Annotated in this window: 23 protein-coding genes and 1 tRNA gene; 11 read left to right on the forward strand and 13 right to left on the reverse strand. The window is 62.5% G+C overall.

Annotation, left to right across the window (positions count from 1 at the left end; translation table 11 throughout):
* Window positions 1-10 precede the first annotated feature (10 nt).
* The 5 genes from HP556_RS27570 (at window position 11) to HP556_RS27590 (ending at window position 5,189) form a co-directional block, all read left to right on the forward strand.
* The gene (locus HP556_RS27570) at window positions 11-571 is read left to right on the forward strand and encodes a F0F1 ATP synthase subunit delta (protein WP_089263247.1); all 561 of its coding nucleotides are present in this window, start codon (window positions 11-13) and stop codon (window positions 569-571) included.
* A complete protein-coding gene (gene atpA / locus HP556_RS27575; protein WP_175369294.1) occupies window positions 571-2,106 on the forward strand; it encodes a F0F1 ATP synthase subunit alpha in 1,536 nt (511 codons plus the stop codon). Before HP556_RS27570 ends, atpA begins: the two co-directional genes overlap by 1 nt.
* Window positions 2,107-2,227: 121 nt before the next feature.
* A complete protein-coding gene (locus HP556_RS27580; protein WP_175369295.1) occupies window positions 2,228-3,103 on the forward strand; it encodes a F0F1 ATP synthase subunit gamma in 876 nt (291 codons plus the stop codon).
* Window positions 3,104-3,179: 76 nt separating this feature from the next.
* Window positions 3,180-4,622: a F0F1 ATP synthase subunit beta gene (atpD, locus tag HP556_RS27585; RefSeq protein ID WP_089263243.1), complete on the forward strand. Its 1,443-nt coding sequence runs from the start codon at window positions 3,180-3,182 to the stop codon at window positions 4,620-4,622.
* Window positions 4,623-4,781: 159 nt separating this feature from the next.
* On the forward strand, window positions 4,782-5,189 hold the full coding sequence (locus HP556_RS27590) for a F0F1 ATP synthase subunit epsilon (protein WP_093757757.1): 408 nt from the start codon (window positions 4,782-4,784) through the stop codon (window positions 5,187-5,189).
* A gap of 43 nt (window positions 5,190-5,232) precedes the next feature.
* On the opposite strand, the gene HP556_RS27595 is transcribed toward HP556_RS27590, so the two are convergent.
* From HP556_RS27595 to HP556_RS27640, 10 genes are all read right to left on the reverse strand, one after another.
* Complete coding sequence (locus HP556_RS27595) at window positions 5,233-5,727, reverse strand: RNA pyrophosphohydrolase (protein WP_175369296.1); 495 nt, start codon at window positions 5,725-5,727, stop codon at window positions 5,233-5,235.
* A gap of 7 nt (window positions 5,728-5,734) precedes the next feature.
* Entirely contained in the window at window positions 5,735-6,238 is a 504-nt protein-coding gene (locus HP556_RS27600) for an RNA pyrophosphohydrolase (RefSeq protein WP_068730156.1), read from the reverse strand.
* Window positions 6,239-6,343: 105 nt separating this feature from the next.
* Window positions 6,344-7,549 (reverse strand): divergent polysaccharide deacetylase family protein, encoded by a 1,206-nt coding sequence (locus tag HP556_RS27605; RefSeq protein WP_175369297.1) that lies wholly within the window; start codon window positions 7,547-7,549, stop codon window positions 6,344-6,346.
* Window positions 7,550-7,694: 145 nt separating this feature from the next.
* Window positions 7,695-9,071 (reverse strand): S41 family peptidase, encoded by a 1,377-nt coding sequence (locus HP556_RS27610; RefSeq protein WP_120287632.1) that lies wholly within the window; start codon window positions 9,069-9,071, stop codon window positions 7,695-7,697.
* Window positions 9,068-10,372 carry a murein hydrolase activator EnvC family protein gene (locus HP556_RS27615; RefSeq protein ID WP_420878718.1) on the reverse strand — a complete coding sequence of 435 codons (1,305 nt, stop codon included), beginning with the start codon at window positions 10,370-10,372 and terminating at the stop codon, window positions 9,068-9,070. Before HP556_RS27615 ends, HP556_RS27610 begins: the two co-directional genes overlap by 4 nt.
* 126 nt (window positions 10,373-10,498) lie before the next feature.
* The gene (gene rlmH, locus HP556_RS27620; RefSeq protein ID WP_089263230.1) at window positions 10,499-10,981 is read right to left on the reverse strand and encodes a 23S rRNA (pseudouridine(1915)-N(3))-methyltransferase RlmH; all 483 of its coding nucleotides are present in this window, start codon (window positions 10,979-10,981) and stop codon (window positions 10,499-10,501) included.
* Between the two features lie 24 nt (window positions 10,982-11,005).
* Complete coding sequence (gene rsfS / locus HP556_RS30360; RefSeq protein ID WP_338117637.1) at window positions 11,006-11,371, reverse strand: ribosome silencing factor; 366 nt, start codon at window positions 11,369-11,371, stop codon at window positions 11,006-11,008.
* 360 nt (window positions 11,372-11,731) lie between these two features.
* Window positions 11,732-12,361, reverse strand: coding sequence for a nicotinate-nucleotide adenylyltransferase (locus tag HP556_RS27630; RefSeq protein ID WP_256461223.1), 630 nt, complete (start codon window positions 12,359-12,361; stop codon window positions 11,732-11,734).
* A gap of 30 nt (window positions 12,362-12,391) precedes the next feature.
* Window positions 12,392-13,684 carry a glutamate-5-semialdehyde dehydrogenase gene (locus tag HP556_RS27635; protein WP_175369299.1) on the reverse strand — a complete coding sequence of 431 codons (1,293 nt, stop codon included), beginning with the start codon at window positions 13,682-13,684 and terminating at the stop codon, window positions 12,392-12,394.
* A gap of 77 nt (window positions 13,685-13,761) precedes the next feature.
* The gene (locus HP556_RS27640; RefSeq protein WP_175369300.1) at window positions 13,762-14,736 is read right to left on the reverse strand and encodes a LysR family transcriptional regulator; all 975 of its coding nucleotides are present in this window, start codon (window positions 14,734-14,736) and stop codon (window positions 13,762-13,764) included.
* An 82-nt stretch (window positions 14,737-14,818) separates the two neighbouring features.
* Between HP556_RS27640 and HP556_RS27645 the strand changes: the two genes are divergently transcribed.
* From HP556_RS27645 to HP556_RS27670, 6 genes are read left to right on the forward strand one after another with little or no spacing between them, the layout of a single operon-like run.
* Window positions 14,819-15,832, forward strand: coding sequence for an ABC transporter substrate-binding protein (locus HP556_RS27645; protein WP_120287636.1), 1,014 nt, complete (start codon window positions 14,819-14,821; stop codon window positions 15,830-15,832).
* Window positions 15,832-16,560 (forward strand): pyrimidine utilization protein B, encoded by a 729-nt coding sequence (gene rutB / locus HP556_RS27650; protein ID WP_089263220.1) that lies wholly within the window; start codon window positions 15,832-15,834, stop codon window positions 16,558-16,560. The genes HP556_RS27645 and rutB overlap by 1 nt, the downstream gene beginning before the upstream one ends.
* A 7-nt stretch (window positions 16,561-16,567) precedes the next feature.
* Window positions 16,568-16,954 carry a pyrimidine utilization protein C gene (gene rutC, locus HP556_RS27655; protein WP_175369301.1) on the forward strand — a complete coding sequence of 129 codons (387 nt, stop codon included), beginning with the start codon at window positions 16,568-16,570 and terminating at the stop codon, window positions 16,952-16,954.
* 1 nt (window position 16,955) lies between these two features.
* Window positions 16,956-17,747, forward strand: a complete 792-nt coding sequence (locus HP556_RS27660; protein ID WP_338117625.1) for an ABC transporter permease — start codon at window positions 16,956-16,958, stop codon at window positions 17,745-17,747.
* Between the two features lie 31 nt (window positions 17,748-17,778).
* On the forward strand, window positions 17,779-18,579 hold the full coding sequence (rutD, locus tag HP556_RS27665; protein ID WP_276509765.1) for a pyrimidine utilization protein D: 801 nt from the start codon (window positions 17,779-17,781) through the stop codon (window positions 18,577-18,579).
* Window positions 18,576-19,394 (forward strand): ABC transporter ATP-binding protein, encoded by an 819-nt coding sequence (locus tag HP556_RS27670; RefSeq protein ID WP_246297923.1) that lies wholly within the window; start codon window positions 18,576-18,578, stop codon window positions 19,392-19,394. Before rutD ends, HP556_RS27670 begins: the two co-directional genes overlap by 4 nt.
* A gap of 56 nt (window positions 19,395-19,450) precedes the next feature.
* Here the strand turns inward: HP556_RS27670 and HP556_RS27675 are convergent.
* The 3 genes from HP556_RS27675 to HP556_RS27685 form a co-directional block, all read right to left on the reverse strand.
* Window positions 19,451-19,526: transfer RNA gene (locus tag HP556_RS27675), tRNA-Thr, on the reverse strand.
* A 154-nt stretch (window positions 19,527-19,680) separates the two neighbouring features.
* On the reverse strand, window positions 19,681-21,396 hold the full coding sequence (locus HP556_RS27680; protein ID WP_175369303.1) for a heme biosynthesis protein HemY: 1,716 nt from the start codon (window positions 21,394-21,396) through the stop codon (window positions 19,681-19,683).
* Between the two features lie 7 nt (window positions 21,397-21,403).
* Window positions 21,404-22,567 (reverse strand): COG4223 family protein, encoded by a 1,164-nt coding sequence (locus HP556_RS27685; protein ID WP_175369304.1) that lies wholly within the window; start codon window positions 22,565-22,567, stop codon window positions 21,404-21,406.
* Window positions 22,568-22,609 lie beyond the last annotated feature (42 nt).

Raw genomic sequence — 22,609 nt, forward strand, 5'->3', positions numbered from 1 at the left:
AGCGCAATTCGTGGCAACACAAGATCCGTCGGTTTCGGGAATGTCCGGTCGTTATGCAACGGCTCTGTTTGAGCTGGCGCGTGACGAAAAGTCCGTCGATGCGGTGAAGGCCGATCTCGACAAATTCGCAGCGATGCTGGCCGACAGCGCCGACTTGGCGCGACTGGTTCGCAGCCCGGTGTTCTCTGCCGAGATTCAGGGCAAGGCCCTCGCTTCGGTTCTGGAGAAAGCCGGAATTACCGGCATCACCGCCAACTTCCTCAAGGTCCTCACCGCCAACCGCCGCCTGTTCGCCATTGGTGACGTGGCGCGCGGCTTCAATGCGCTGGTCGCCAAGTTTAAGGGCGAAGCTACGGCTGACGTCACCGTCGCCGAGCCGCTCAGTGACAAGAATCTCGACGCTCTCAAGACCGCGCTGAAGTCAGTGACGGGCAAGGACGTCGCGCTCAACGTGAAAGTCGATCCGTCCATCATCGGCGGGCTTGTCGTCAAGCTCGGCAGCCGCATGGTGGACAGCTCGCTTCGCACCAAACTCAACTCGATCAAGCACTCGATGAAAGAGGCAGGCTGATGGACATCCGCGCCGCAGAAATTTCCGCGATCCTCAAAGACCAGATCAAGAATTTCGGCCAGGAAGCTGAAGTTTCCGAAGTCGGACAGGTGTTGTCCGTCGGCGACGGCATTGCCCGCGTCTACGGCCTCGACAACGTCCAGGCCGGCGAAATGGTCGAATTCGAGAACGGCACCCGCGGTATGGCGCTGAACCTCGAAACCGACAACGTCGGTGTCGTTATTTTCGGCGCTGACCGCGAAATTAAGGAAGGCCAGACTGTTAAGCGCACCCGTTCGATCGTGGACGCGCCGGTTGGTAAGGGTCTGCTCGGCCGCGTGGTCGACGCGCTCGGCAATCCGATCGATGGCAAGGGTCCGATCCAGGCCGACAAGCGTATGCGCGTCGACGTCAAGGCACCGGGCATCATTCCGCGCAAGTCGGTCAACGAGCCGATGGCAACCGGCCTGAAGTCGGTCGACGCTCTGATCCCGGTCGGCCGTGGCCAGCGCGAGCTGATCATCGGTGACCGTCAGACCGGCAAGACCGCAATCGCGCTCGACACCATTCTGAACCAGAAGTCGCTGAACGTTGCTGGCGCTCCCGAGAGCCAGAAGCTGTACTGCGTGTACGTCGCCGTTGGTCAAAAGCGTTCGACCGTCGCCCAATTCGTGAAGGTGCTCGAAGAGCAGGGCGCGATGGAATACTCCGTCGTCGTCGCCGCGACCGCTTCAGATCCGGCTCCGATGCAGTACATCGCGCCGTTCACCGGCTGCACGATCGGCGAATTCTTCCGCGACAACGGCATGCACGCCGTCATCGTCTATGACGATCTCTCGAAGCAGGCTGTTGCTTACCGTCAGATGTCGCTGCTGCTGCGTCGTCCGCCGGGCCGCGAAGCTTATCCGGGCGACGTGTTCTATCTTCACTCGCGTTTGCTCGAACGCGCTGCGAAACTCAACGATTCCCAGGGCAATGGTTCGCTGACGGCGCTGCCGGTCATCGAAACCCAGGCCAACGACGTGTCCGCCTACATTCCGACCAACGTGATTTCGATCACTGACGGTCAGATCTTCCTTGAAACCGATCTGTTCTTCCAGGGCATCCGTCCTGCCGTGAACGTCGGTCTGTCGGTGTCGCGCGTCGGCTCCGCCGCGCAGACCAAGGCGATGAAGAAGGTCGCCGGCAAGATCAAGGGTGAGCTCGCGCAGTACCGCGAAATGGCGGCCTTTGCGCAGTTCGGCTCGGACCTCGACGCTTCGACCCAGCGCCTGCTGAACCGCGGCGCACGTCTGACCGAACTCCTGAAGCAACCGCAGTTCTCGCCGCTGAAGATGGAAGAGCAGGTTTGCGTGATCTGGGCCGGCACCAACGGCTATCTCGACACTCTGCCGATCGCCAAGGTTCGGGGCTTCGAAGACGGTCTTCTGTCGCTGCTGCGCGGCAAGAACGTCGATATCCTCAACGCGATCCGCGACAGCCGCGATCTCAAGGATGACGTCGCCGCCCAGCTCAAGGCCGTCGTCGAAGGCTTCGCGAAGACCTACGCTGCTTAATACTGTCAATGAATGGCCGGCTCCTGCCGGCCATTCGCGTTGATGTCCGGCACGAGGTCGGGCGTTTCGAACGAGAGGTTCGCGATCGGCCAAACGGCCAGATCGCCGGGGTGGACTGAGAATGGCCTCACTTAAAGACATGCGCGTCCGCATCGCTTCGACCAAGGCGACGCAGAAGATCACCAAGGCGATGCAGATGGTCGCAGCGTCGAAGCTGCGTCGTGCGCAGACCGCTGCCGAAGCTGCACGTCCTTACGCCGAGAAGATGGATACCGTGATCGCCAGCATTGCCGGCGCTACAACGGCAGGCTCCGGCCCGGCGCTGCTCGTCGGCACCGGCAAGGATCAGGTTAATCTGCTGCTGGTCTGCACCGGCGAGCGTGGCCTGTGCGGCGCTTTCAATTCCTCGATCGTCCGTCTGGCGCGCGAACGCGCACTGGCGCTGATGAACCAGGGCAAGACGGTCAAATTCTTCTGCGTTGGCCGCAAGGGCTACGAGCAACTGCGCCGTAACTTCGACAAGCAGATCGTCGGTCATCTCGAATTGCGTTCGGTGCGTCAGCTTGGCTTCGTCAATGCCAACGACATCGCCAAGAAGGTTCTCGAACTCTTCAACACTGGCGAATTCGACGTCTGCACGCTGTTCTATTCGCGCTTCAAGTCGGTGATCGCGCAAATCCCGACCGCCCAGCAGATCATTCCCCTGGTGGTCGAGGCGCCTAAAGCCGATGCCGGCCCAACGCCGAGCTACGACTACGAGCCCGCCGAAGATGAGATCCTCGACGGCCTGCTGCCGCGCAATCTTGCGGTGCAGATCTTCCGCGCTCTGCTCGAGAACAACGCTTCGTTCTACGGCGCGCAGATGAGCTCGATGGACAACGCTACGCGCAACGCCGGCGACATGATCCGCAAGCAGACATTGATCTACAACCGCACCCGCCAGGCGATGATTACGAAGGAGCTGATCGAAATCATCTCCGGCGCCGAGGCGATCTAACAACAACCTTCCGGCCTCATGGGCCGCCGTTCAAGTTTCGGACTTCCGAGTCCTTGAAGTTTATGGAGAAGTTTTCATGGCCGCATCCGCCAACCAGACCGGACGTATCACCCAGGTCATCGGCGCCGTCGTCGACGTGCAGTTCGAAGGCTACCTGCCCGCAATTCTGAACGCGATCGAAACCAAGAACGGTGGCAACCGCCTGGTTCTCGAAGTCGCCCAGCATCTCGGCGAATCGACGGTCCGCACCATCGCGATGGACACCACCGAAGGTCTGGTCCGTGGTCAGGAAGTCACCGACACTGGCTCGCCGATCCAGGTTCCAGTTGGCGTCGGCACCCTTGGCCGTATCATGAACGTGATCGGGGAGCCGATCGATGAAGGCGGTCCGATCGCTTCTGAAGGCAACCGCGCCATCCATCAGGAAGCGCCGATGTATACCGAACAGTCCACCGAGGCTGAAATTCTCGTCACCGGCATCAAGGTCGTCGATCTGCTCGCGCCTTACGCCAAGGGCGGCAAGATCGGCCTGTTCGGCGGCGCCGGCGTCGGCAAGACGGTTCTCATTCAGGAACTGATCAACAACGTCGCGAAGGCGCACGGCGGCAACTCGGTGTTCGCCGGCGTCGGCGAGCGTACCCGCGAAGGTAACGATCTCTATCACGAGTTCATCGAGTCCAAGGTGAACGCCGATCCGCACAATCCGGATCCGGCCGTGAAGTCGAAGTGCGCTCTCGTGTTCGGCCAGATGAACGAGCCTCCGGGCGCCCGCATGCGCGTTGCTCTGTCCGGTCTGACCGTCGCCGAGCACTTCCGCGATCAGGGCCAGGACGTGCTGTTCTTTATCGACAACATCTTCCGCTTCACCCAGGCAGGTTCGGAAGTGTCGGCGCTGCTCGGCCGTATTCCTTCGGCGGTGGGTTATCAGCCAACGCTCGCGACTGACATGGGCGCGCTGCAGGAGCGTATCACCACCACGCATAAGGGTTCGATCACCTCGGTGCAGGCCATCTACGTTCCGGCCGACGACTTGACCGATCCGGCGCCTGCTACCTCGTTCGCCCATTTGGACGCGACGACCGTGCTCAACCGTGCGATTTCGGAAAAGGGCATCTACCCCGCAGTGGATCCGCTCGACTCCACCTCGCGCATGCTGTCCCCGCTGATCGTCGGCCAGGAGCACTACGAGACCGCGCGTATGGTTCAGCAGGTGCTGCAGAAGTACAAGTCGCTGCAGGACATCATCGCCATTCTCGGCATGGACGAACTGTCGGAAGAGGACAAGCTGGCCGTGGCCCGCGCCCGCAAGATCGAGCGCTTCCTGTCGCAGCCGTTCTTCGTCGCTGAAATCTTCACGGGTTCGCCGGGCAAGTTCGTCGAGCTCGCCGACACCATCAAGGGTTTCCGCGCGATCTGCGAAGGCAAGTACGATCATCTGCCGGAAGCCGCCTTCTATATGGTCGGCGCGATCGAAGAAGCCGTCGAGAAGGGCAAGAAGCTGGCTGCTGAAGCGGCATAAAGTTCTTACCCTCCCCCCGCGCGAAGCAAAGCTTCGCTAGGCGGGGAGGGTCGGCGCATTTGCGCCGGGGTGGGTGTGCCACAAGCGCCTTCGCCCTTGGTTACCCCCCTCCCCAACCCTCCCCCGCAAGGGGGGAGGGAGCAGTCAGCGGATAACGACATGGCCACGTTCCACTTCGATCTCGTCTCACCGGAAAAGCTCGCTTTCACAGGCGAAGTCGAGCAGGTCGATATCCCGGGCGCCGAGGGTGATGTCGGCGTGATGGCCGGCCACGCACCTGTGGTGATTGCGTTGCGTCCGGGCATCATGACTGTCACCAACGGTGGCAAGCATGAGAAGATCATTGTGCTCGGCGGCCTTGCCGAAGTCTCGGACAAGGGCTTGACGGTTCTTGCTGACGTCGCGACGTCGATCGCCGAGCTTGACCGCGAAGCTTTCGCCAAGGACATCGCGGAGATGGAAGAGAAGCTGGCCGAGAAGGAAGGCTCCGCTCTGGACCGTGCCATCGAGCGCCTCGACCACTTCAAGGTCATCCAGCAGCACATCACCTCGACGGCGATGCACTAAGCGCTATAGCCCGGGTAGCGCTTCGTTTCGTCAGGGCTTCGCCTCAGACAAATTTCGCAAAACTCTCGGCCACGGCGCGATAGACCTCCCGCCGGAACGGCACCACGAGATCCGCGACGCGATCCAGCCGCTCCCAGCGCCAGGCGTCGAATTCAGGCGGTTGACCGTTGCGCGGCGTGAGCGGATCGACTTCGGCATCATCCCCGGTGAATTTCAGCGCAAACCACTTCTGCCGTTGCCCGCGGAACTGCGCAAAGCGATGGCCGGGATTCTCGAACGGGATGAAGTCGTAGGTCATCCAGCCGGTCTCGCCGAGATAGTCGGCATGGCTGACGCCAGTCTCTTCCCATAATTCGCGCATCACGGCGACGCGAGGATCTTCATCGGAATCGATACCACCCTGAGGCATCTGCCATTCCAGGCCCGGCAGAATGATCTCCGGCCCGTCATCCTTGAAGCGGCGGCCGATCAGAACTTTGCCGTCGGCATTGAACAGTGCGACGCCCACATTGGGGCGATAGGGCCGGTTGTCCGTCATTCCAGTACTAGCCGTCCGCCAGACCGGCAAATTCCTTCACCACCCGCTCATAGACGGGGCGCTTGAACGGCACGATCAGCTCCGGAAGGTTCTTCATCGGCTCCCAGCGCCAATTGATGAACTCGGCCTTGTGGCCACCCGGGGGGTGCGTGACGTTGATTTCCTTGTCATCGCCGGTGAAGCGTACGGCGAACCATTTCTGCCGCTGGCCGCGATAGCGACCCTTCCAGGCCCGCCCGGCCACCGTGCGGGGAATGTCATAGATCAACCAGTCCGGCACTTCGCCGAGCTTCTCGACCGATTGGACACTGGTTTCTTCATAGAGCTCGCGCTTGGCTGCCTCCCAGGTGTCCTCACCGGGATCGACGCCGCCCTGCGGCATCTGCCAGACATGCATGTCATCGACGTGCTCGATACCGCCGGCACGTCGGCCGATAAAGACGAGCCCTTGCGGGTTGATCAGCATCATTCCGACGCAAGTTCGATAGGGCAGGTCTTCGTAGCGCGCCATTCCGTCAATGCCTCTCGCGTCCGTTCGAGCACTCTTTACGCAGCGATTCGACCTTGCTGAATCGCAGCGATTCGGCCGTGCCGAATTCACCCTAGCCCAAAGACGCTAGCTTGATTTTGATTTCAGCATCGCGGTTGTCAATGGCACCAGCATGACCCCGCGGCTTTCAAGGGTTTTCGCCCAGGCGCTGATACGTTCGATCGAGATCGGCAGCGCCGAAGCGACGCCGACAGCCACACCCCGCTCCTTGGCCAGCCCCTCGAGCCGCGCTAGCGCCTTGTCGATGTCTGCGGAGGTCGGCACCGCGTCGATGGCAACATCGGAGCGTGCGAAGGGCATGCCCTGCCCTTCGGCGGCTGCGGCGGCAACGCTGCGCGGCGTCGAGCCATCGTCGAACAATGCAAGCCCGCGCTTGCTGGCCTCGCGTGCAATCGGCTGCATGGCCGTATCCGTGGCGATGAAGCGCGCGCCCATGAAATTGGCCACGCCGACATAGCCCTGGAAGCGGCTCATATGCCACATCATGCGATCGAGGTTCTGCTCGGCCGTAGCCGAGGACAACAGCGTCTGCGGGCCGGGATCGTTGTCAGGATAGTCGAACGGCTCCATCGGCAGCTGCAGCAGCACCTCGTGGCGCTGCGCACGGGCGCGCTCGACCAGTTTGCCGGGATCCGAGCCATAGGGCGTGAAGCCCAGCGTCACGGCCGGCGGCAGCTTCATGATGGCATCGGTGGTCTTGGCTGCACCGACGCCGAGGCCGCCAATGACGATGGAAATGCTCGGCATCTTCATCGCCCTGGCGCGCTCGGCCTCGGAACCGGCGGCATAGGCCGTCACGGACTTCAGCGCGCCGGTGGCGATCGGCACCATACCGTGGCGAGATTTCTCCAACAGTTTCTGATCGATACCCGTCATAACCGGCGGCGGTGCATCGACCGCAGCGCTGTCCGAGCCCTCGCTGGACACCACGACATCCTTACGAGCGCCACTGGAGCCGTCGATGATGGTGATGGTCTTCTGACCGGGAGCCTCAGGCGCCTTGGCCGTCTCGGGCGTACCGTGCTTGACCTCGACCGGAGGCTTCGCAGCAGCCTTGTCCTCGGTCGCGGAGGGCGCCTTGATCGCGACACGCGCAACCGGCTCGCCACCCATCGGGTTGTTATTGAAGATGGCAACACCGAGAAAGCCGAGCAGCAGCAGGGCGAGAATCGTGGCAAGCGCCTGCGTTCCGGAAAAAGGCAGCCGGAACTGACGCTTACGTTTCGATTTCTGTCCAAGCGGGGCGCTTAGATCGTCCGCCGACACTGCCATGAATCTCCCGAATCAGCCGACCGGACAATAACACGCCCGGTCGTGGCCACGGCAGCCGGAAGGGCGCGGGATCACCTGGAAGGATTGCAACAAAAAGGGCGACCCGAAGGCCGCCCTTTCCGCAGAATTGATGCGTATTCGCCGATCAGTTCGGCTTGGCGGCCGCCTTATCGTCTGCTGGCTTGTCCGCAGCAGCAGCGGCTCCCGGCGGCGGCGTGATGATTGCGTTCGACGTCACCTTGATGCCATGGAGCAAATCGGCAGCGGCCTTCAGCGCCTTGTCATTCTTGGCATCCGGCGGCACATAGGACTGCGAACCGGTCTTCTCGTCGCCATCGTTCTTCAGATGGCCACGGAGCGAAGCCTCGCCCTTGATGTCGCGGGACTTCAGCTCATCCGGCACATCCTGCACGATCTCGATGTCCGGGACGATACCCTTGGCCTGGATCGACTTACCCGACGGCGTGAAGTAACGCGCCGTGGTCAGACGCAGCGCACCGTTGCCGGAGCCCAGCGGGATGATGGTCTGCACCGAGCCCTTACCAAACGAGCGCGTACCGATCGTAGTCGCACGCTTGTGATCCTGCAGCGCGCCAGCGACGATTTCCGATGCCGAAGCCGAACCGCCATTGATCAGCACGACCACCGGCTTGCCCTTGGTCAGATCGCCAGCATGCGCCGTGCGGCGCTGGGTTTCTTCAGCGTTACGACCGCGGGTCGAGACGATCTCGCCACGCTCGAGGAACGCGTCGGAAACGGTGACGGCTTCTTCAAGCAGACCGCCGGGATTGTTGCGGAGGTCGATGATGTAACCCTTGACCTTGTCAGCACCGATCGCCGCGGTCTGGGCCGCGATCTCGCGCTTCAGGCCTTCGGTGGTCTGCTCGTTGAAGGTCGTGATGCGGATGTAAGCGATATCGTCGCTTTCAACGCGAGCACGCACCGAGCGAACACGGATGTTGTCGCGCACGAGGGTGACGTCGAGCGGATTGTCCTGACCCTTGCGGATGATCTTCAGCTTGATCTTCGTATTGACCGGACCGCGCATCTTCTCGACGGCCTGGTTCAGGGTGAGCCCCTGCACGGCTTCTTCATCGAGGCTGGTGATGATGTCGTTGGCCATGATACCGGCCTTCGATGCCGGGGTATCGTCGATCGGCGACACCACCTTGATCAGGCCGTCTTCCATGGTGACTTCGATGCCGAGACCGCCGAACTCACCGCGGGTCTGCACCTGCATGTCGCGGAAGCTCTTGGCGTCCATGTAGCTGGAATGCGGATCGAGACCGGTGAGCATGCCGGAGATCGCCGACTCGACCAGCTTGCTGTCGTCGGGCTTCTCGACATAGTCGCTGCGGACGCGCTCAAACACGTCGCCGAACAGGTTGAGCTGGCGGTAGGTATCCGAGGTCGCTGCGCGGGCACTGGTGCCCATGAACACGGCGCGTGGCTGAGTCACGAAGAGCGTCAAGGCGGCGCCAGTGGCAGCACTCAGCAGAATTATGGAAGTCTTGCGCATCATCCGCGAACCTTTTCGCCTTCGTTAGCGGCCCACCATGGGCCTGGATCAATGGGAGTCCCGTCTTTCCGGAACTCGATATAAAGCACAGGCTGGCTGGCATTGGCCGCAAGGACGGATGCTACCCGGGATGTTGATCCCATGACAGCGATCGGTTCCCCGGTAAGGACGAACTGACCAATGTTCACCGAAATACGCTCCATCCCGGCGATCAAGACATGATACCCGCCCCCGGCATTGAGGATCAAGAGTTGTCCATAGCTACGGAACGGACCGGAATAAACAACCCAGCCGTCACACGGTGTTGTGACCTGCGCACCCGCCCGTGCGGCCAGTGACATGCCCTTTTCGACGCCACCCACGCCGTCGGAACCGCCGAAATTGCGAATTTTAACCCCGTTGACCGGAAGTGCGAGCATGCCCTTTGCCGACGCAAAGGCGATCGCCGGACTGAGCCGGCCGGGATCCTTGAAGGCGCCGATATTTGGCTTGCCGTTGCTGAGCGCCGCCGGCGTGCCCTGCAGACTGGCTGTGGCCGCTGCCTTCGCCGCCGCCTTGGAGTCCTGCTCCATCTTCGCGATCAGGCCCTGCAGACTGTCGACCTGACGGGACAACGTCAGCGCGCGCGCGGCTTCCGCTTCCATGTCCTTTTCCGCAGCCGACTGCTGCTTCTGGCGCTCCTCGGTAAAGGACGCGAGGCGTGTCTGTTCTTCCTTCAGCTTGTCGCGATCGCCGGCAAGCTGATCGCGCTCCGTCGAGATCGCCTTGCGCAAATTCACGAGTTCGCTGAGGTCAGCCACCAGTTGCTCGGCGCGCGCGCGCATCTCGGGCACAACGGAGCCGAGCAGCATCGCGGTGCGCAGCGACTTCAGCGCGTCTTCGGGACGCACCAGCAAAGCCGGCGGCGCACGGCGGCCGGCGCGCTGCAAGGCGGACAACACTTCGACGATTTCGCCGCGGCGCGATTCCAGCGTGCCGCGGATCTTCTGCTCGCGCGCATCCAACGGCCGCAATCGTACTTCGGCATCGTCGATCCGGGTTTCGACGCTGCGGACGCGGGCGGCAATATCGATGAGCTGCTGACTGAGCTTGCCGCGATCCTGTCCGATCGCCGCGATATCGGCTTTCAATTTCGCCTGCAGCTCCGCAGCGCTCTTCTGCTGCGCGCGGACCGCTTCAAGCTCCTGCTCGCGCTGGCGAATGATATCGGGCGACGGCGCATTGACCTGCTGGATCGGCGTAGCGGTTTGCGCCCGGACCGAGGTCGTCATCAAACCTGCAAGAGTCGCTGATACCAGCATCATGGATAACGACGATGCGTTCGACATCCCGCGGCGAACGGCGTCGTGTTCAGATGGAATGGACCGCGGTGACAGCATCGTGGTTTCGACAGCGCCTTCTTTCAAACGCGATACGCTCAATATAGCGAGCTAAACGCGGTGATACGGGTGGCCAGCTAAAATTGTAGCGGCCCGGTAAATCTGTTCCAGAAGCATGACGCGAACCATTTGATGCGGCCAGGTCGCCGAGCCGAATGCAATGCTCAGTTTGGCTTTGCGCCGCAATTCGGGCGAAAGTCCGTCCGCCCCGCCGATGACAAAAACATTATGTGGCACCGATTCGTCCCGCCACTTCCCGATATGGCGAGCGAAACTGGCGCTGTCGACGCTGCTGCCACGCTCGTCGAGCGCTACTAATACAGCCTTTTCCGGAATCAGCGCCGAAATCGCCGCTGCTTCCTCATTGATCCGGGTCGCCGCATCGCGTGCGCGGCTTTCCGAAATTTCATGAATCGCAAGGCCGCGAAACCCGAGCTTGCGGCCAATATCGTCGAAACGATCACGGTACCGTTCCGCGAGCTCGCGTTCCGGACCCTGCTTGAGCTTGCCGATGGAAATCACAAGAAGATGCATCGGCGCAGACTAGCACGCGCTGGCTCAAACAGCCTTCAGATCGATCCGCGGTTCATCCGACGGGCTCTGCGTCCACAAACGTTCCAGATTGTAGAATTCGCGAACTTCAGGCCGGAAGACATGCAGGACGACTTCGCCGGTATCGATCAGCACCCAATCGCAATTGGACAGGCCTTCGACATGCAGCTTCTTCTGACCGGCTTCCTTGAGACCTTTGGCGACATTTTCGGCCACCGCGCCGACATGGCGGTTCGACCGGCCGGTGGTCACAACCATGTAATCGGAGAAAGCCGACTTGCCGCGCAGGTCGATGGTCACCGTTTCCTCGGCCTTCATGTCGTCAAGGCGGGCGAGAACGAGATTGAGCGTTTCGGTCGCGCTATCGCGCACTGCCGCAGCAGATTTCTTTGCCTTGGGCGAAGCAACCTTCTTCGGAATGACAGCCTTCGGTGCAGCTTTTGCAGCAGCGGGTGTCTTGGCTGCAGCCTTCGGCTTTGCGGTTTTGGTTGCGGCAGCCTTTTTAGGCGCGGCAGCCTTCTTTACCGAAGCGGACTTCTTGGGTGGGGCAACCTTTGACGGGGCTTTCTTGGCGCCCGTCTTGGACAATACAGAAGTGGCCAGAGGACCATTCCTTTCACTGTATTGGGACGCCGAATCCGACGCCCGGTGAGATCAAGTATGCATGTGGGAATGCCGGATTCAATATTCCAGCGCCCGCCCTATAGCACTTATCGGGCGAGTGTTGTGGAATTACGTCTTCCAGCTGCCATCCGGGTTCCGCAGCCGGGTGGAGGACAGATTCAGCTTCAAACCGGTCAAAAATACCCATGCGGGGGGCTTCAGGTCGGCCAATGACCCAGCGTCCTGCTCCGGTATCCGGTAACGGCCGAGGGCTTGGGCGGCGGTCGACGCCAGTCCCTGGAAGCTCTGCGGCGGCCGGTCGATGACCGCAAAGGGAACCTCTCCGGCAATCACCTGCCAGCTCTCCCAGCGGTGAAACTGGGCGAGATTGTCGGCACCCATGATCCAGACAAATCGTGCTTGCGAACATCGACGTCGGAGGTAGCTGATGGTGTCGACGGTATAGCGCGTACCGATGACACTCTCGAGACAGGTGATATCGATGCGCGGGTGATCGGCCATCGCCTTCGCAGCCGCCGCGCGCTCGGCGAGATCGTGCAGATTGCGTTGATCCTTCAGCGGATTGCCCGGCGACACCAGCCACCAGACGCGATCCAGCTGCAGCCGTTTCATCGCGAACAGGCTGATGGCCCGATGCGCGGCATGCGGCGGATTGAACGATCCGCCAAGCAGACCGATCCGCATGCCGGGACTATGTGGCGGTATGCCCTGCGCCGGCGGGACTGAATGCAAATCCAATTCAGTCTCCACGCGCCGAAACGCACATCATCACGGCCGGGTCTGTCCGGTGCCGTGAATGCGATATTTGAAACTGGTGAGCTGCTCGGCGCCGACCGGGCCGCGCGCATGGAATTTGCCGGTGGCGATTCCGATTTCGGCACCGAAGCCGAATTCACCGCCATCGGCAAACTGCGTCGAGGCGTTATGCAGCACGATTGCCGAATCCACTTCGTTGAGAAACTTCGTGGCCACCGCGACGTCCTCGGTGACGATCGCATCGGTGTGATGCGAACCGTGATCGCGAATATGCGCGAGCGCATCATCGACACCATCGACGACCCTGGCCGAGATGATCGCGTCTTCGTATTCGGTGTCCCAGTCCTCGTCCGTTGCAGGCTTGACGCGCGCATCGGCCTGCTGCACGGCGGCATCGCCGCGCACCTCGCAGCCGGCATCGATCAGCATTTCCACCAACGGCTTGAGATGCGTGCCCGCCACCGCGCGGTCGATCAGCAGCGTTTCCGTCGCGCCGCAGACACCGGGACGGCGCATCTTCGCATTCAGCACGATCGATTTCGCCATATCGAGCTTGGCGGTACGATCGACATAGGTGTGATTGACGCCTTCGAGATGTGCGAATACCGGGACCCGCGCTTCGGCCTCGACACGCGCGACCAGGCTCTTGCCGCCGCGCGGCACGATCACATCGACGCCGCCATTGAGGCCGGTGAGCAGCAAGCCAACCGCCGCACGATCGCGCGTCGGCACGAGCGTAATCGCGGCTTCCGGCAGACCGGCTTCGCGCAGGCCCCGCACCAGACATTCGTGAATCGCACGACAAGACCGGAAACTGTCCGAGCCGCCGCGCAAGATCACGGCATTGCCGGACTTCAGGCACAGCACGCCTGCATCCGCGGCGACGTTCGGACGGCTCTCGAAAATCACCGCAACGACGCCGAGCGGTACGCGCACGCGCTCGATGGTCATGCCATTCGGCCGCTGCCAACTTTCGGTGACGGTGCCGACGGGATCGGCGATGTCATGGATCACACGAATGCCGTCGGCCATCGCATGCACGCGGGCTTCGGTCAGGGTCAGCCGATCGATAAAGGCCGATGTCGCGCCATTGGCGCGCACCTCGGCGACATCCTCGGCATTGGCCGCCAGGATCGCCGGCGCACCGGCGCGTATCGCGCGCTCCATGGCCGCAAGCGCCCGGTCCTTTTGCTCCGTTGGAGCCACCGCCAACGCACGCGCAGCCGCACGGGCGCTCCGGGCGAGGTCGTTCATCAGGACAGGCAGATCAGCCGATCCGTCGATGGCTTTCAGCGAGGCGGTCATGGCGGGCTCAAATGGGCGGAATGGGAATTCACGACCCCAAAATAGGGACTCACGGGAGCAAGGTCAAAGCGTGTTCGCTACCATCCTGCCGCTGTGCGCTCGCGGATCGATTGCGCCACGAGCTGGATGCCGCGGTAAAGCGCGCGACCGGCCGGCGACAGGTCACGCCCGACGCGACGGATCAGATACAGATCGCGCTCGATGACCGGATCAAGCAGCCTGCGGAAGGTCAGCACGGGGTGGTCCGTCGCCGGCAACGCCAGACCTGGCAATGGCGCCACGCCGACGCCGGCCTCGACCATGGCGAGCAGGGTCGCCGGGTGTTCGGCCTCATGCAGCGGGTTGCTACGCCCCAGTTCCTGCAGACCGCGTTCCATTTCCAGCCGGATCCCGGTGCCGGTCGCCATTGCGATCATGCCTGCAGCGACGCCGTCCATCCAGTTCACGGTGCTTTGTGACGCCAGCTGATGATCCCGCCGCATCACCAGCGCAAAACGATCCGTCAGCAGCTTCGTCGCGTCAAGATCCGCATCCTCACCCGGCACATTGGCGATGCCGAGCTCGGCGTCGCCGCTGCGCAGCCCGGCAATGATCTGATGCCGTGACACTTCCTTGAGCGTCACGCTCACCATGGGATATTCGCGCTGGAAATTCGCTAGCACCACCGGCATCAGACGCAACGCCACCGACGGCACGCAGGCCACCGTAACATGGCCGCGGCGATGCTCGCGCAGATCGCGTAAATCCTGAATTTGGTGATCGAGATCCGCCAGCAGGCGTTGGATCCCCGGCAGGAATTCGGCACCGACCTTGCTGAGTTGAACGCTGCGCGTCGTCCGGTCCAGCAGCCGGACCTGCAGCTCGTCCTCGAGCTGGCGAACGGCCTGGCTGAGGGCGGACTGGGAAACGCCAAGTTTCCGCGCGGCCCGGCTGAAGCTCCCAGCCTGAACCACCTCGGCGAAGGCACGGAGTTGCCGGAGGTCAATATTCATAAGCATTACAGATAAATATATCTGTTTTTCCCGACTTGTTAATGAAATTAACGGGTGCAAGAATTTTATGCGAAAACCCGCTGCGGCTAAAAACTATGCAGCGCACCATCTGACATCGGCAATGGCGGCGAGGGACAGAGGCATGATCGACAGGCGCAACCTACTCAAATATTCGCTCATCGGCGCCGCAGCGGCCCCGTTTGCTGGCCTAGGAGGCCCGGCCTTTGCCGCCGGCCGAAAGGTTCTGGTGTCCGAAGCCATCCGGCTCGGCATGTATGCCTCGCTCTACGTCGCCGCCGATAAGGGCCTGTTCGCCAAACATGGCCTCGACACCGACCTGTCGACCGCGGGCGGCATCGCCCTGCCGGTGCCGATCCTGCTGTCCGGCCGCGGCCAGATCGGCGTCACCAGCCCTGGCATGTCGGTCAACGCCACGCGTGAAGGCGGCAAGCTCAAGAATATCGCCAAGATCGTCGGCGGCGTGTCGATGTGGGGAATGACCCGCCCGGACACCAAGATCACCACCATCGATGATCTCCGCGGCAAGACCATCGCGACGCTGAAATTTCCGTCCTCGACGATCCAGGTCCCGACTTACGCGATGAAGACGGTCGGCAAGTTCGACCCCAAGGAAGCGGGCGTCACCTTCCTGGAATTGCCACCGGGCGCCCAGGCCGCAGCCGTCAAGGATGGCCGTGCCGACATCGCCACCGCATTCGAATGGGACATCAGCATCGGCGCCGAACAGTTTGGCCTCGTACCGTCGCTATCATTCGCCGATCTGCTTGGTCCGCTGTGTTTCACGACGGCCATGGCCACCGAAGACGTGATCGCCTCCAACCCGGAGGCGGTGCAAGGCTTCTGTAACGCCATCGCCGAGGCGCAGAAGATGATGCACGAGAACAATGCGGTCTTCACCGAGGTGGCAGAGAAGTACTTTCCGAAAGTCTCGCCGTCGGTCGTCGGAAATGCGACGAAGAACTTCTTTGGCAGCAAGACGGCTATCCCGAAGAACCCCACCATCTCCGCCGAGGAATGGGATCGCGCGATGTTGCTGGAACAAGGCGGCGGCGCAGTCTCAACGACGCTTCCCTATGCACAAATGGTCGACAATCGCTTCGCCGAGAAAGCGACCAAAGAATTCGGATTGGCGTGATGTCGGTCTCAACCAGCTTTCCGCCTGAACGGCGCTACGTCACCTTGCCCGCACGCCCCGAGCCGTTGCGGCTCGCGGTCGAGGAGACCGCAGTCATCGTGGTCGACATGCAGAACGCCTACGCGTCGCCGAACGGCTATCTGGATCTCGCGGGCTTCGACGTGACCGGCGCCAAGGCAGCGATCGTGGCCGTCAAGGAGACGCTGGAGGTCGCGCGCGAGGCCGGCGTCACTGTGATCTATTTCCAGAACGGCTGGGACGCCGACTATGTCGAGGCCGGCGGTCCGGGATCCCCGAACTGGCACAAATCGAACGCACTCAAGACCATGCGCGCGCGCCCGGAATTGCAAGGCAGCCTGCTCGCCAAGGGTGGCTGGGACTATGCGCTCGTCGATGAACTCCAGCCGCAGCCCGGCGACATCGTGGTACCGAAGCCGCGCTACAGCGGCTTCTTCAACAGCCAGTTCGACAGCATCCTGCGCGCGCGCGGCATCCGCAATCTCGTCTTCTGCGGAGTTGCCACCAATGTTTGCGTGGAATCGACTCTGCGCGACGGCTTCCATCTCGAATATTTCGGCGTGATGCTCGAAGACGCGACGCATCAGGCCGGCCCCGACTACGTCCAGAAGGCGGCTGTCTTCAACATCGAAACCTTCTTCGGCTGGGTTTCCAGCACGGCCGATTTCCGCCGCGCATTCGCGCAGACTGAAACCTCCACCAAAGCCTGAGGATCCCATGACAGATCGCGCGATTATTCCGCCCGGCACTCATCCGCCGCTCGCACCTTACTCGCCCGGCATGATGGCCGACGGCGTGATCTATGTGTCCGGCACGCTGGCCTTCGACAAGAACAACGACGTCGTTCATGTCGGCGATGCGGCGGCGCAGACCCGGCACATCCTTGAGACGATCAAGAACGTGCTAACTGCCGCAGGCGCCACGATGGCCGATGTCACCTTCAACTCCATCTTCGTAACCGATTGGGCCAATTACGGCGCCGTCAATAAGGTCTATGCCGAATACTTCCCCGGCGAGAAGCCGGCTCGCTACTGCATCCAGTGCGGGCTGGTAAAACCGGATTGCCTCGTCGAGATCGCGTCGATCGCACACAAGCGAGTTTGATGTGACGACCATCGAAGCCAGCCAGGTCAATGCCGACCGGCGGCTGATGCCGCCGGTCCTGCGGATCGCGCTACTGCAGCTGGCACTGCTGGCCGTGCTGCTTGCGGCTTGGGAAATTGCGATCAGCTTCAAATGGATCGCCGTCTATCTCTACGGACGGCCAAGCGGCATCTTCGCCAAGGCCTCTATTCTGATCGCTAACGGAGAACTCCTGCGCGATGCCGCACTGACTGCCTGGGAAGCCATCGCCGGATTCCTGATCGGCACTATTGCCGGCAGCGCCGTCGGGCTGCTGCTATGGCTGTTTCCCACCAGCGCGGCGGTGCTGCGCCCCTATCTCATCGCGCTCAACGGCTTGCCGAAGATCGCACTCGCACCTTTGATTATCGTGTGGTTCGGCATCGGCATCTCATCGAAGATCGCCATCGCCGCCATCATCACCTTCATCGTCGCCGTCATTACCGCGCAGCAAGGCGCCAAGGAAGTCGATAGCGACCTGATCAAGTTGATGCGCTCGCTCGGTGCCAGCCGATGGAAGACCTGGCGTACTGTCGTCATTCCGGGCGCCATGCCGTGGATCGTGTCCGCCTTCCGTCTCAATGTCGGCTTCGCGCTGATCGGCGCAGTCGTCGGCGAATACATCGCCTCGAAAGAGGGCCTCGGCTACATGATCTATTATGCCGGTGTGCTCTACGATTTGAACGCCGTCTGGGTCGGCATCGCCGCGCTCATGGCCGTAGCGCTCCTGATGTACGGCGCGATCGACATTCTCGAACGCCGTCTGCGCTTCTGACTTTCCATCGCTCGAACCCGCAAGACAACCCATGCCCTATGCAAGCGGCGCTGACGCCGACATCTATTACGAAACTCATGGACACGGAACGGCGATCCTCATGTCGGCCGGCATGGGCGGCAGCGGATCGTTCTGGGCGCCGCAGGTCACAGCACTCGCGCAGCGCCACCAAGTCATCCTCTACGACCACGTCGGCACCGGCCGCAGTGCTGCAAACAGCGCACCACCACGATCGATTGCGGGCATGGCCGACGACATCGCGCATGTACTCGACCACGCCGGTGTCAGCAACGCACATGTGGTGGGGCATGCTATCGGCGGCATCGTCGGAATTGAACTTGCCCTGCGCGACCCCGCGCGCTTGCGCAGCCTGGTGGTGGTGAACGGCTGGGGCCGGGCCGATCCGTTCCTGCGGCGCTGCTTCGAAGTGCGCAAACAGATCCTGAACCAGTCCGGCCCGAAAGCCTATGTGCGCGCGCAGCCGCTGTTTCTTTATCCGCCACGATGGATTTCCGACAACGCCGCGCAGCTCGACGCGGAAGAAGAGCGCATCCTCGCGCACTTCCCGACAGCGGCGACGATGAATGCGCGGATCGACATGTTTCTCGCCTTCGACCCGGGCGACGCGCTCGCGACCATTGCAACGCCGACACTGCTGGCCTCGTCGCGGGACGATAGCCTGGTACCTGCTTATCTCTCGCAACAACTGGCCGCCGCCATTCCCGGCGCGCGCGTTCGCGAGGTAGAATGGGGCGCCCATGCCTTCACCGCTGTGATACCCGATGTTTTCAATAACATGCTGCTCGGCTTCTGCAGCGAGGTGGACGCATGAACGCCATGACACCAATCGCCTCGTCGTCGTCGTCAACTATATCTACGGTGCTCAGGGCGGAACAGGTCGGCGCATCGTTTGGAAGCGGCAAGCAATATGTCGAGGCCATACGCGACGTCAGCTTCGAACTGCGGCAGGGCGAAACCCTGGCCATTGTCGGCCCGTCCGGCTGTGGCAAGTCCACATTGTTCAATGTCATTGCCGGTTTGCTGAAACCGACGCGCGGCCATGTCGAGGTCGCAGGCATCCGCGTCGACGACGCCGCAGGACATGTCGGCTATATGCTCCAGAAGGATCTGCTGCTGCCGTGGCGTTCCGTCATCGACAATGTGATGCTCGGCTTGGAAGTGCGCGGTGCGCCGCGACAGACGTCGCGCGACATCGCCATGAAATTGATCCGCGCCTACGGCTTGGCCGGTTTCGAGAACGCCAAGCCCGCAACCTTGTCAGGCGGCATGCGCCAGCGCGTGGCCATCATGCGCACGCTGGCCTTCGACCCGCAGGTGATCCTGCTGGATGAGCCGTTCTCGGCGCTGGATTTCCAGACCCGCCTGCTGCTGCAGGCCGACGTGTCACGCATCATCGCCGAAAATGGCAAGAGCGCGATTTTGGTCACCCATGACATCGGCGAAGCCATCGCCATGGCCGACCGCGTTCTGGTACTCAGCGCACGTCCGGCGACCGTGCGGGCGCTTCATGTCATCGATTTGCCCAAGGCAGGTCGCGATCCCGTAGCGCTGCGCACCGATGCTGCCTTCCAGGCCTATTTCGCCAAGATCTGGGCCGACCTGGAAATGCCTGCCACGGCCGCATGAAGCGTCAAAGCTGCGACTGACAGTTGCGACAGAAACGGATGGCGCCGGAGCGCAAATGGTGCCGCAAACAGGACTCGAACCTGTGACCCCGTCATTACGAATGACGTGCTCTACCAACTGAGCTATTGCGGCGAACCAAGCGGCGATTCGGCTTTTCGGCCGAAAACGCTGGGGCATCTGATATCGCCCGGGGCGTTGCTTTGCAAGAAGCCGAGACCTCTCCGGCAACCGAAAAACTGAGCGACCCACCCGCCGAAACCGACCATTTCGGCCTGAATCAGGGGCGTTAGCCGCCCCAACGGCGCAGAAAGCCGCGCCAACCACCCTGTTGCTGGCCGGCATTCAGTTCTGCGAATTCATCGCGATAATCGTCCGCCTCGTCCACGCCGGGATCGTCCGGAGGCCTGACGATGGGAATGACGGCCGGAATAGCCACGGCGGGCTTCGCGGCGCTGGCGATATCGCTGCGGTCGCGGAACAGCGGTGGCGGCGCGGGGGCCGGTTTCGGGAGCGGCGCCGGCGCCTCGGCGGGCTCGGGCGTAGCATCCGCCACCGGTTCGGGCTGTGCTGGTACTTCAGGTTCCGCCGCGAGTTCCTGAACCGGCGCGGAGGGTGTGACCTCGGCTGGCACGGGCCTCACGGGTTTCGGCATCGCGGGCGGCGGAGCCAGCACGGTCTCGCGCAAAATCTCGGTCTCGATCGTCGAGGCCCTGTCCGACGGCAGCGCGGCCAGCGGCGTCTGCCACTGGAACGCATCGATCCGTCCGGTGACCGGCGATACCGGCCGCCAGCGATCGGACACATAGCCATCCGCGGTCCAGACCGGATCATGCAACGCGCGCACAGCACGCAATGTCCAGGCGCGGGCGCGGCCGCTGTCGCCATGTTCGGTACGTTCGATTTCCGCCATCAGCATCGCAACGCGCTGGGTGGAGTCGGTCGTGAACGGCGCCAGTGTTTCGCGGGCGCGCGTGAATTCGGCGGCATCGATGGCCGCGCGGGCGATCGCCAGCGCGCCTTCGATATGGCCTGGCGCTTTCGATGCCAGCGTCTCGACACGCACCAGCCGCTGCCGCGCGGAATCGCCGAGCTTCACATGGGCATAAGCGTCGGCGAGATCCGGATGCGGCTGCGCCAGCCACGCTGTCTCGATGATCTTCATTGCCCGACGAGTCTGATGCGCCTCGCTCTGGAATCGGCTAGCGAGAACGGCGGCTGGCACCAAAGTTGGCGCAAGCTTGATCGCCTCGGTCACGCTGTCGCGGGACAGATCGCGATCCTGTGTCTCAAGCTCCAGCGCACGCGCGGTGAGCAGCACGCCGCGCTGCCGACGAAACGCCGCGCGATCGATCAGGCCAGAGGCAAAATTGTTGTCGAGGATTTTCAGCGCGCCGGTCCAATCGCTCTGCGCGCAGCGGAAGCCAAGAACGGCTTGCGACGCCCATGTCGATGCCGGCGATAATTTAAGCGCTTCTTCGGCAATCGTTACGGCGGCAACGGGATCGTCGCTGCGCTGCGCCTCGATGAACAGACCGCGCAGACCCAGCAGCCGCGTATCGCCCCGCTCGGCCATCGCCTGAAACGCACGATGCGCACCGGCACGATCGCCATCGAGCTGGGCGGACTGGGCATGCAGCAACAGAGCGAGCGGATCGTCAGCCGTCAAACGCTTGGCGATATCGGCATGACGCCGCGCGGCGTGGCCATCGCCCTGCCCGATCGCCAGCAGACCATGCGTGATGGCCTGACGTCCGCGCGCCTGACGCTTTTCATGGCGACGACGGCGCATTCGCTTCGGCGCGCCCCACAAACCACGCAGGAGCGACCAGGCGAACACCACCGCGACGATTGTCAGGCCGAGCACCAGCACAAACACCGGCACCGACGGCGAAGCGCGCCAGACGCCCCAGGATATCACGACATCGCCGGGCTGATCGGCGACCCAGGCGGCGCCAGCGGCCGCAAGTGCTATCAACACAAGAAACAGAATAATGCGGAACATCGGATTCCTATGGCGCTGGTTTGGAAAGCGCCGCCATCGCGTCGGCTGCGAATTGACGTGAAGCCGCCAGCGCTGCATCGCGCATATCGACTCTATCGAGCCAGGGCTGAACCACGGCACGATCCGCTGGCGACAGCGTCAGCAATTCACGCTTGGCCGTGGCGATATCGTTGCTGCGCGCAGCCGCGGACGCGCGTGACACGGCGCCGCTGTTGCTACCTGCGCCGACAGCATCGGTGCGCTCGATGCGCACCAGCTTGGCCGCGCCGGCCTGCAGACGATCCATGAAACCTGCGCCTACCGCAGGCGTGTCCGCCGGAGCGGGTGTGAGCTTCGGTAACACTGCAAGCAGTTCACGGCTGAGCGCGACTGTGTTTGGTACGCCCGTCGTTGCAAACGCATCGAGCGGCTTCAGCTGATTGGCATTGCCGGCAAGCGGTTTGACCGCCGCAAGCGCCGCCGCAAAGGGTTCACCTTGACGCACCGACGTATCGAGCAGTGATGCCGCAACGACACGGCGCAAGACCGTGTCATCGAAAGGTTTGGTATTCTGTTGGGCGGCCGAAGACTTCAACTCGCCGGCTGCACGTTCGATCTGCCCGAGCCGCTCATTGATCGGCCCGAGATCGACCACACCGGTCGCGGTGCGCGGCGCGGATTTGAGTTGATTGATGTCGGCGACGACACGATCCGATTGTGTCTTCGCAGCAGTGAGATCGCCGCGCAATCCCGCGATGGATTTCTCGAGCGTATCGATCCGCGTTGCCAGCCCCGTATCCGGCGCAGCGACCGGGCGCGCTTCGATCTGCGCAATGCGAGAGGTCAGCGCATCGACATCTGCCTTATCGCTCGATGCAATTCCGCTCAGGCCGAACCATGCAATTCCGGCGACAAGCGCACCGGCAACCGCGCCAACGGCGACGGGAACCAGGACAGGTGCACGCGCAGGCGAGACGGGCGTCTGCTTTTCAACCGCAGCCTCCGCGGCGGGCTCGGACGGCGGCATGTCCGACGGTGCGGTATCGACGGACTCCGATGCTGTTTCCGGTACCGCAGGCTCCGCTGCAGCCGGACGCTCGGTGACCTCGGCAGCCGTCAATTCGATGGTTGGCGGCGGCCGCTTGGGCCGACCGGCATCCGGAGACGATCCCGTCTCATTATCGTCGGCCATGGCGTCGGTTCCCTCGTGACATGCCCGATCCCTACCGGGATT

The organism is Tardiphaga robiniae (assembly GCF_013359755.1).
Classification (GTDB): Bacteria; Pseudomonadota; Alphaproteobacteria; order Rhizobiales; family Xanthobacteraceae; genus Tardiphaga; species Tardiphaga robiniae.

Excerpts from the sequence above, each read along its gene's own strand:
- rutD (WP_276509765.1), top strand. The coding sequence starts at position 17,779 with ATGCCCTATGCAAGCGGCGCTGACGCCGACATCTATTACGAAACTCAT.
- HP556_RS27605 (WP_175369297.1), bottom strand. The coding sequence starts at position 7,549 with ATGGCAGTGTCGGCGGACGATCTAAGCGCCCCGCTTGGACAGAAATCG.
- rutC (WP_175369301.1), top strand. The coding sequence starts at position 16,568 with ATGACAGATCGCGCGATTATTCCGCCCGGCACTCATCCGCCGCTCGCA.
- HP556_RS27610 (WP_120287632.1), bottom strand. The coding sequence starts at position 9,071 with ATGATGCGCAAGACTTCCATAATTCTGCTGAGTGCTGCCACTGGCGCC.
- HP556_RS27645 (WP_120287636.1), top strand. The coding sequence starts at position 14,819 with ATGATCGACAGGCGCAACCTACTCAAATATTCGCTCATCGGCGCCGCA.
- atpD (WP_089263243.1), top strand. The coding sequence starts at position 3,180 with ATGGCCGCATCCGCCAACCAGACCGGACGTATCACCCAGGTCATCGGC.
- HP556_RS27595 (WP_175369296.1), bottom strand. The coding sequence starts at position 5,727 with ATGACGGACAACCGGCCCTATCGCCCCAATGTGGGCGTCGCACTGTTC.
- HP556_RS27685 (WP_175369304.1), bottom strand. The coding sequence starts at position 22,567 with ATGGCCGACGATAATGAGACGGGATCGTCTCCGGATGCCGGTCGGCCC.
- HP556_RS27615 (WP_420878718.1), bottom strand. The coding sequence starts at position 10,372 with ATGATGCTGGTATCAGCGACTCTTGCAGGTTTGATGACGACCTCGGTC.
- HP556_RS27580 (WP_175369295.1), top strand. The coding sequence starts at position 2,228 with ATGGCCTCACTTAAAGACATGCGCGTCCGCATCGCTTCGACCAAGGCG.
- atpA (WP_175369294.1), top strand. The coding sequence starts at position 571 with ATGGACATCCGCGCCGCAGAAATTTCCGCGATCCTCAAAGACCAGATC.
- rlmH (WP_089263230.1), bottom strand. The coding sequence starts at position 10,981 with ATGCATCTTCTTGTGATTTCCATCGGCAAGCTCAAGCAGGGTCCGGAA.
- HP556_RS27680 (WP_175369303.1), bottom strand. The coding sequence starts at position 21,396 with ATGTTCCGCATTATTCTGTTTCTTGTGTTGATAGCACTTGCGGCCGCT.
- HP556_RS27590 (WP_093757757.1), top strand. The coding sequence starts at position 4,782 with ATGGCCACGTTCCACTTCGATCTCGTCTCACCGGAAAAGCTCGCTTTC.
- rutB (WP_089263220.1), top strand. The coding sequence starts at position 15,832 with ATGTCGGTCTCAACCAGCTTTCCGCCTGAACGGCGCTACGTCACCTTG.
- HP556_RS27635 (WP_175369299.1), bottom strand. The coding sequence starts at position 13,684 with ATGACCGCCTCGCTGAAAGCCATCGACGGATCGGCTGATCTGCCTGTC.
- HP556_RS27600 (WP_068730156.1), bottom strand. The coding sequence starts at position 6,238 with ATGGCGCGCTACGAAGACCTGCCCTATCGAACTTGCGTCGGAATGATG.
- HP556_RS27670 (WP_246297923.1), top strand. The coding sequence starts at position 18,576 with ATGAACGCCATGACACCAATCGCCTCGTCGTCGTCGTCAACTATATCT.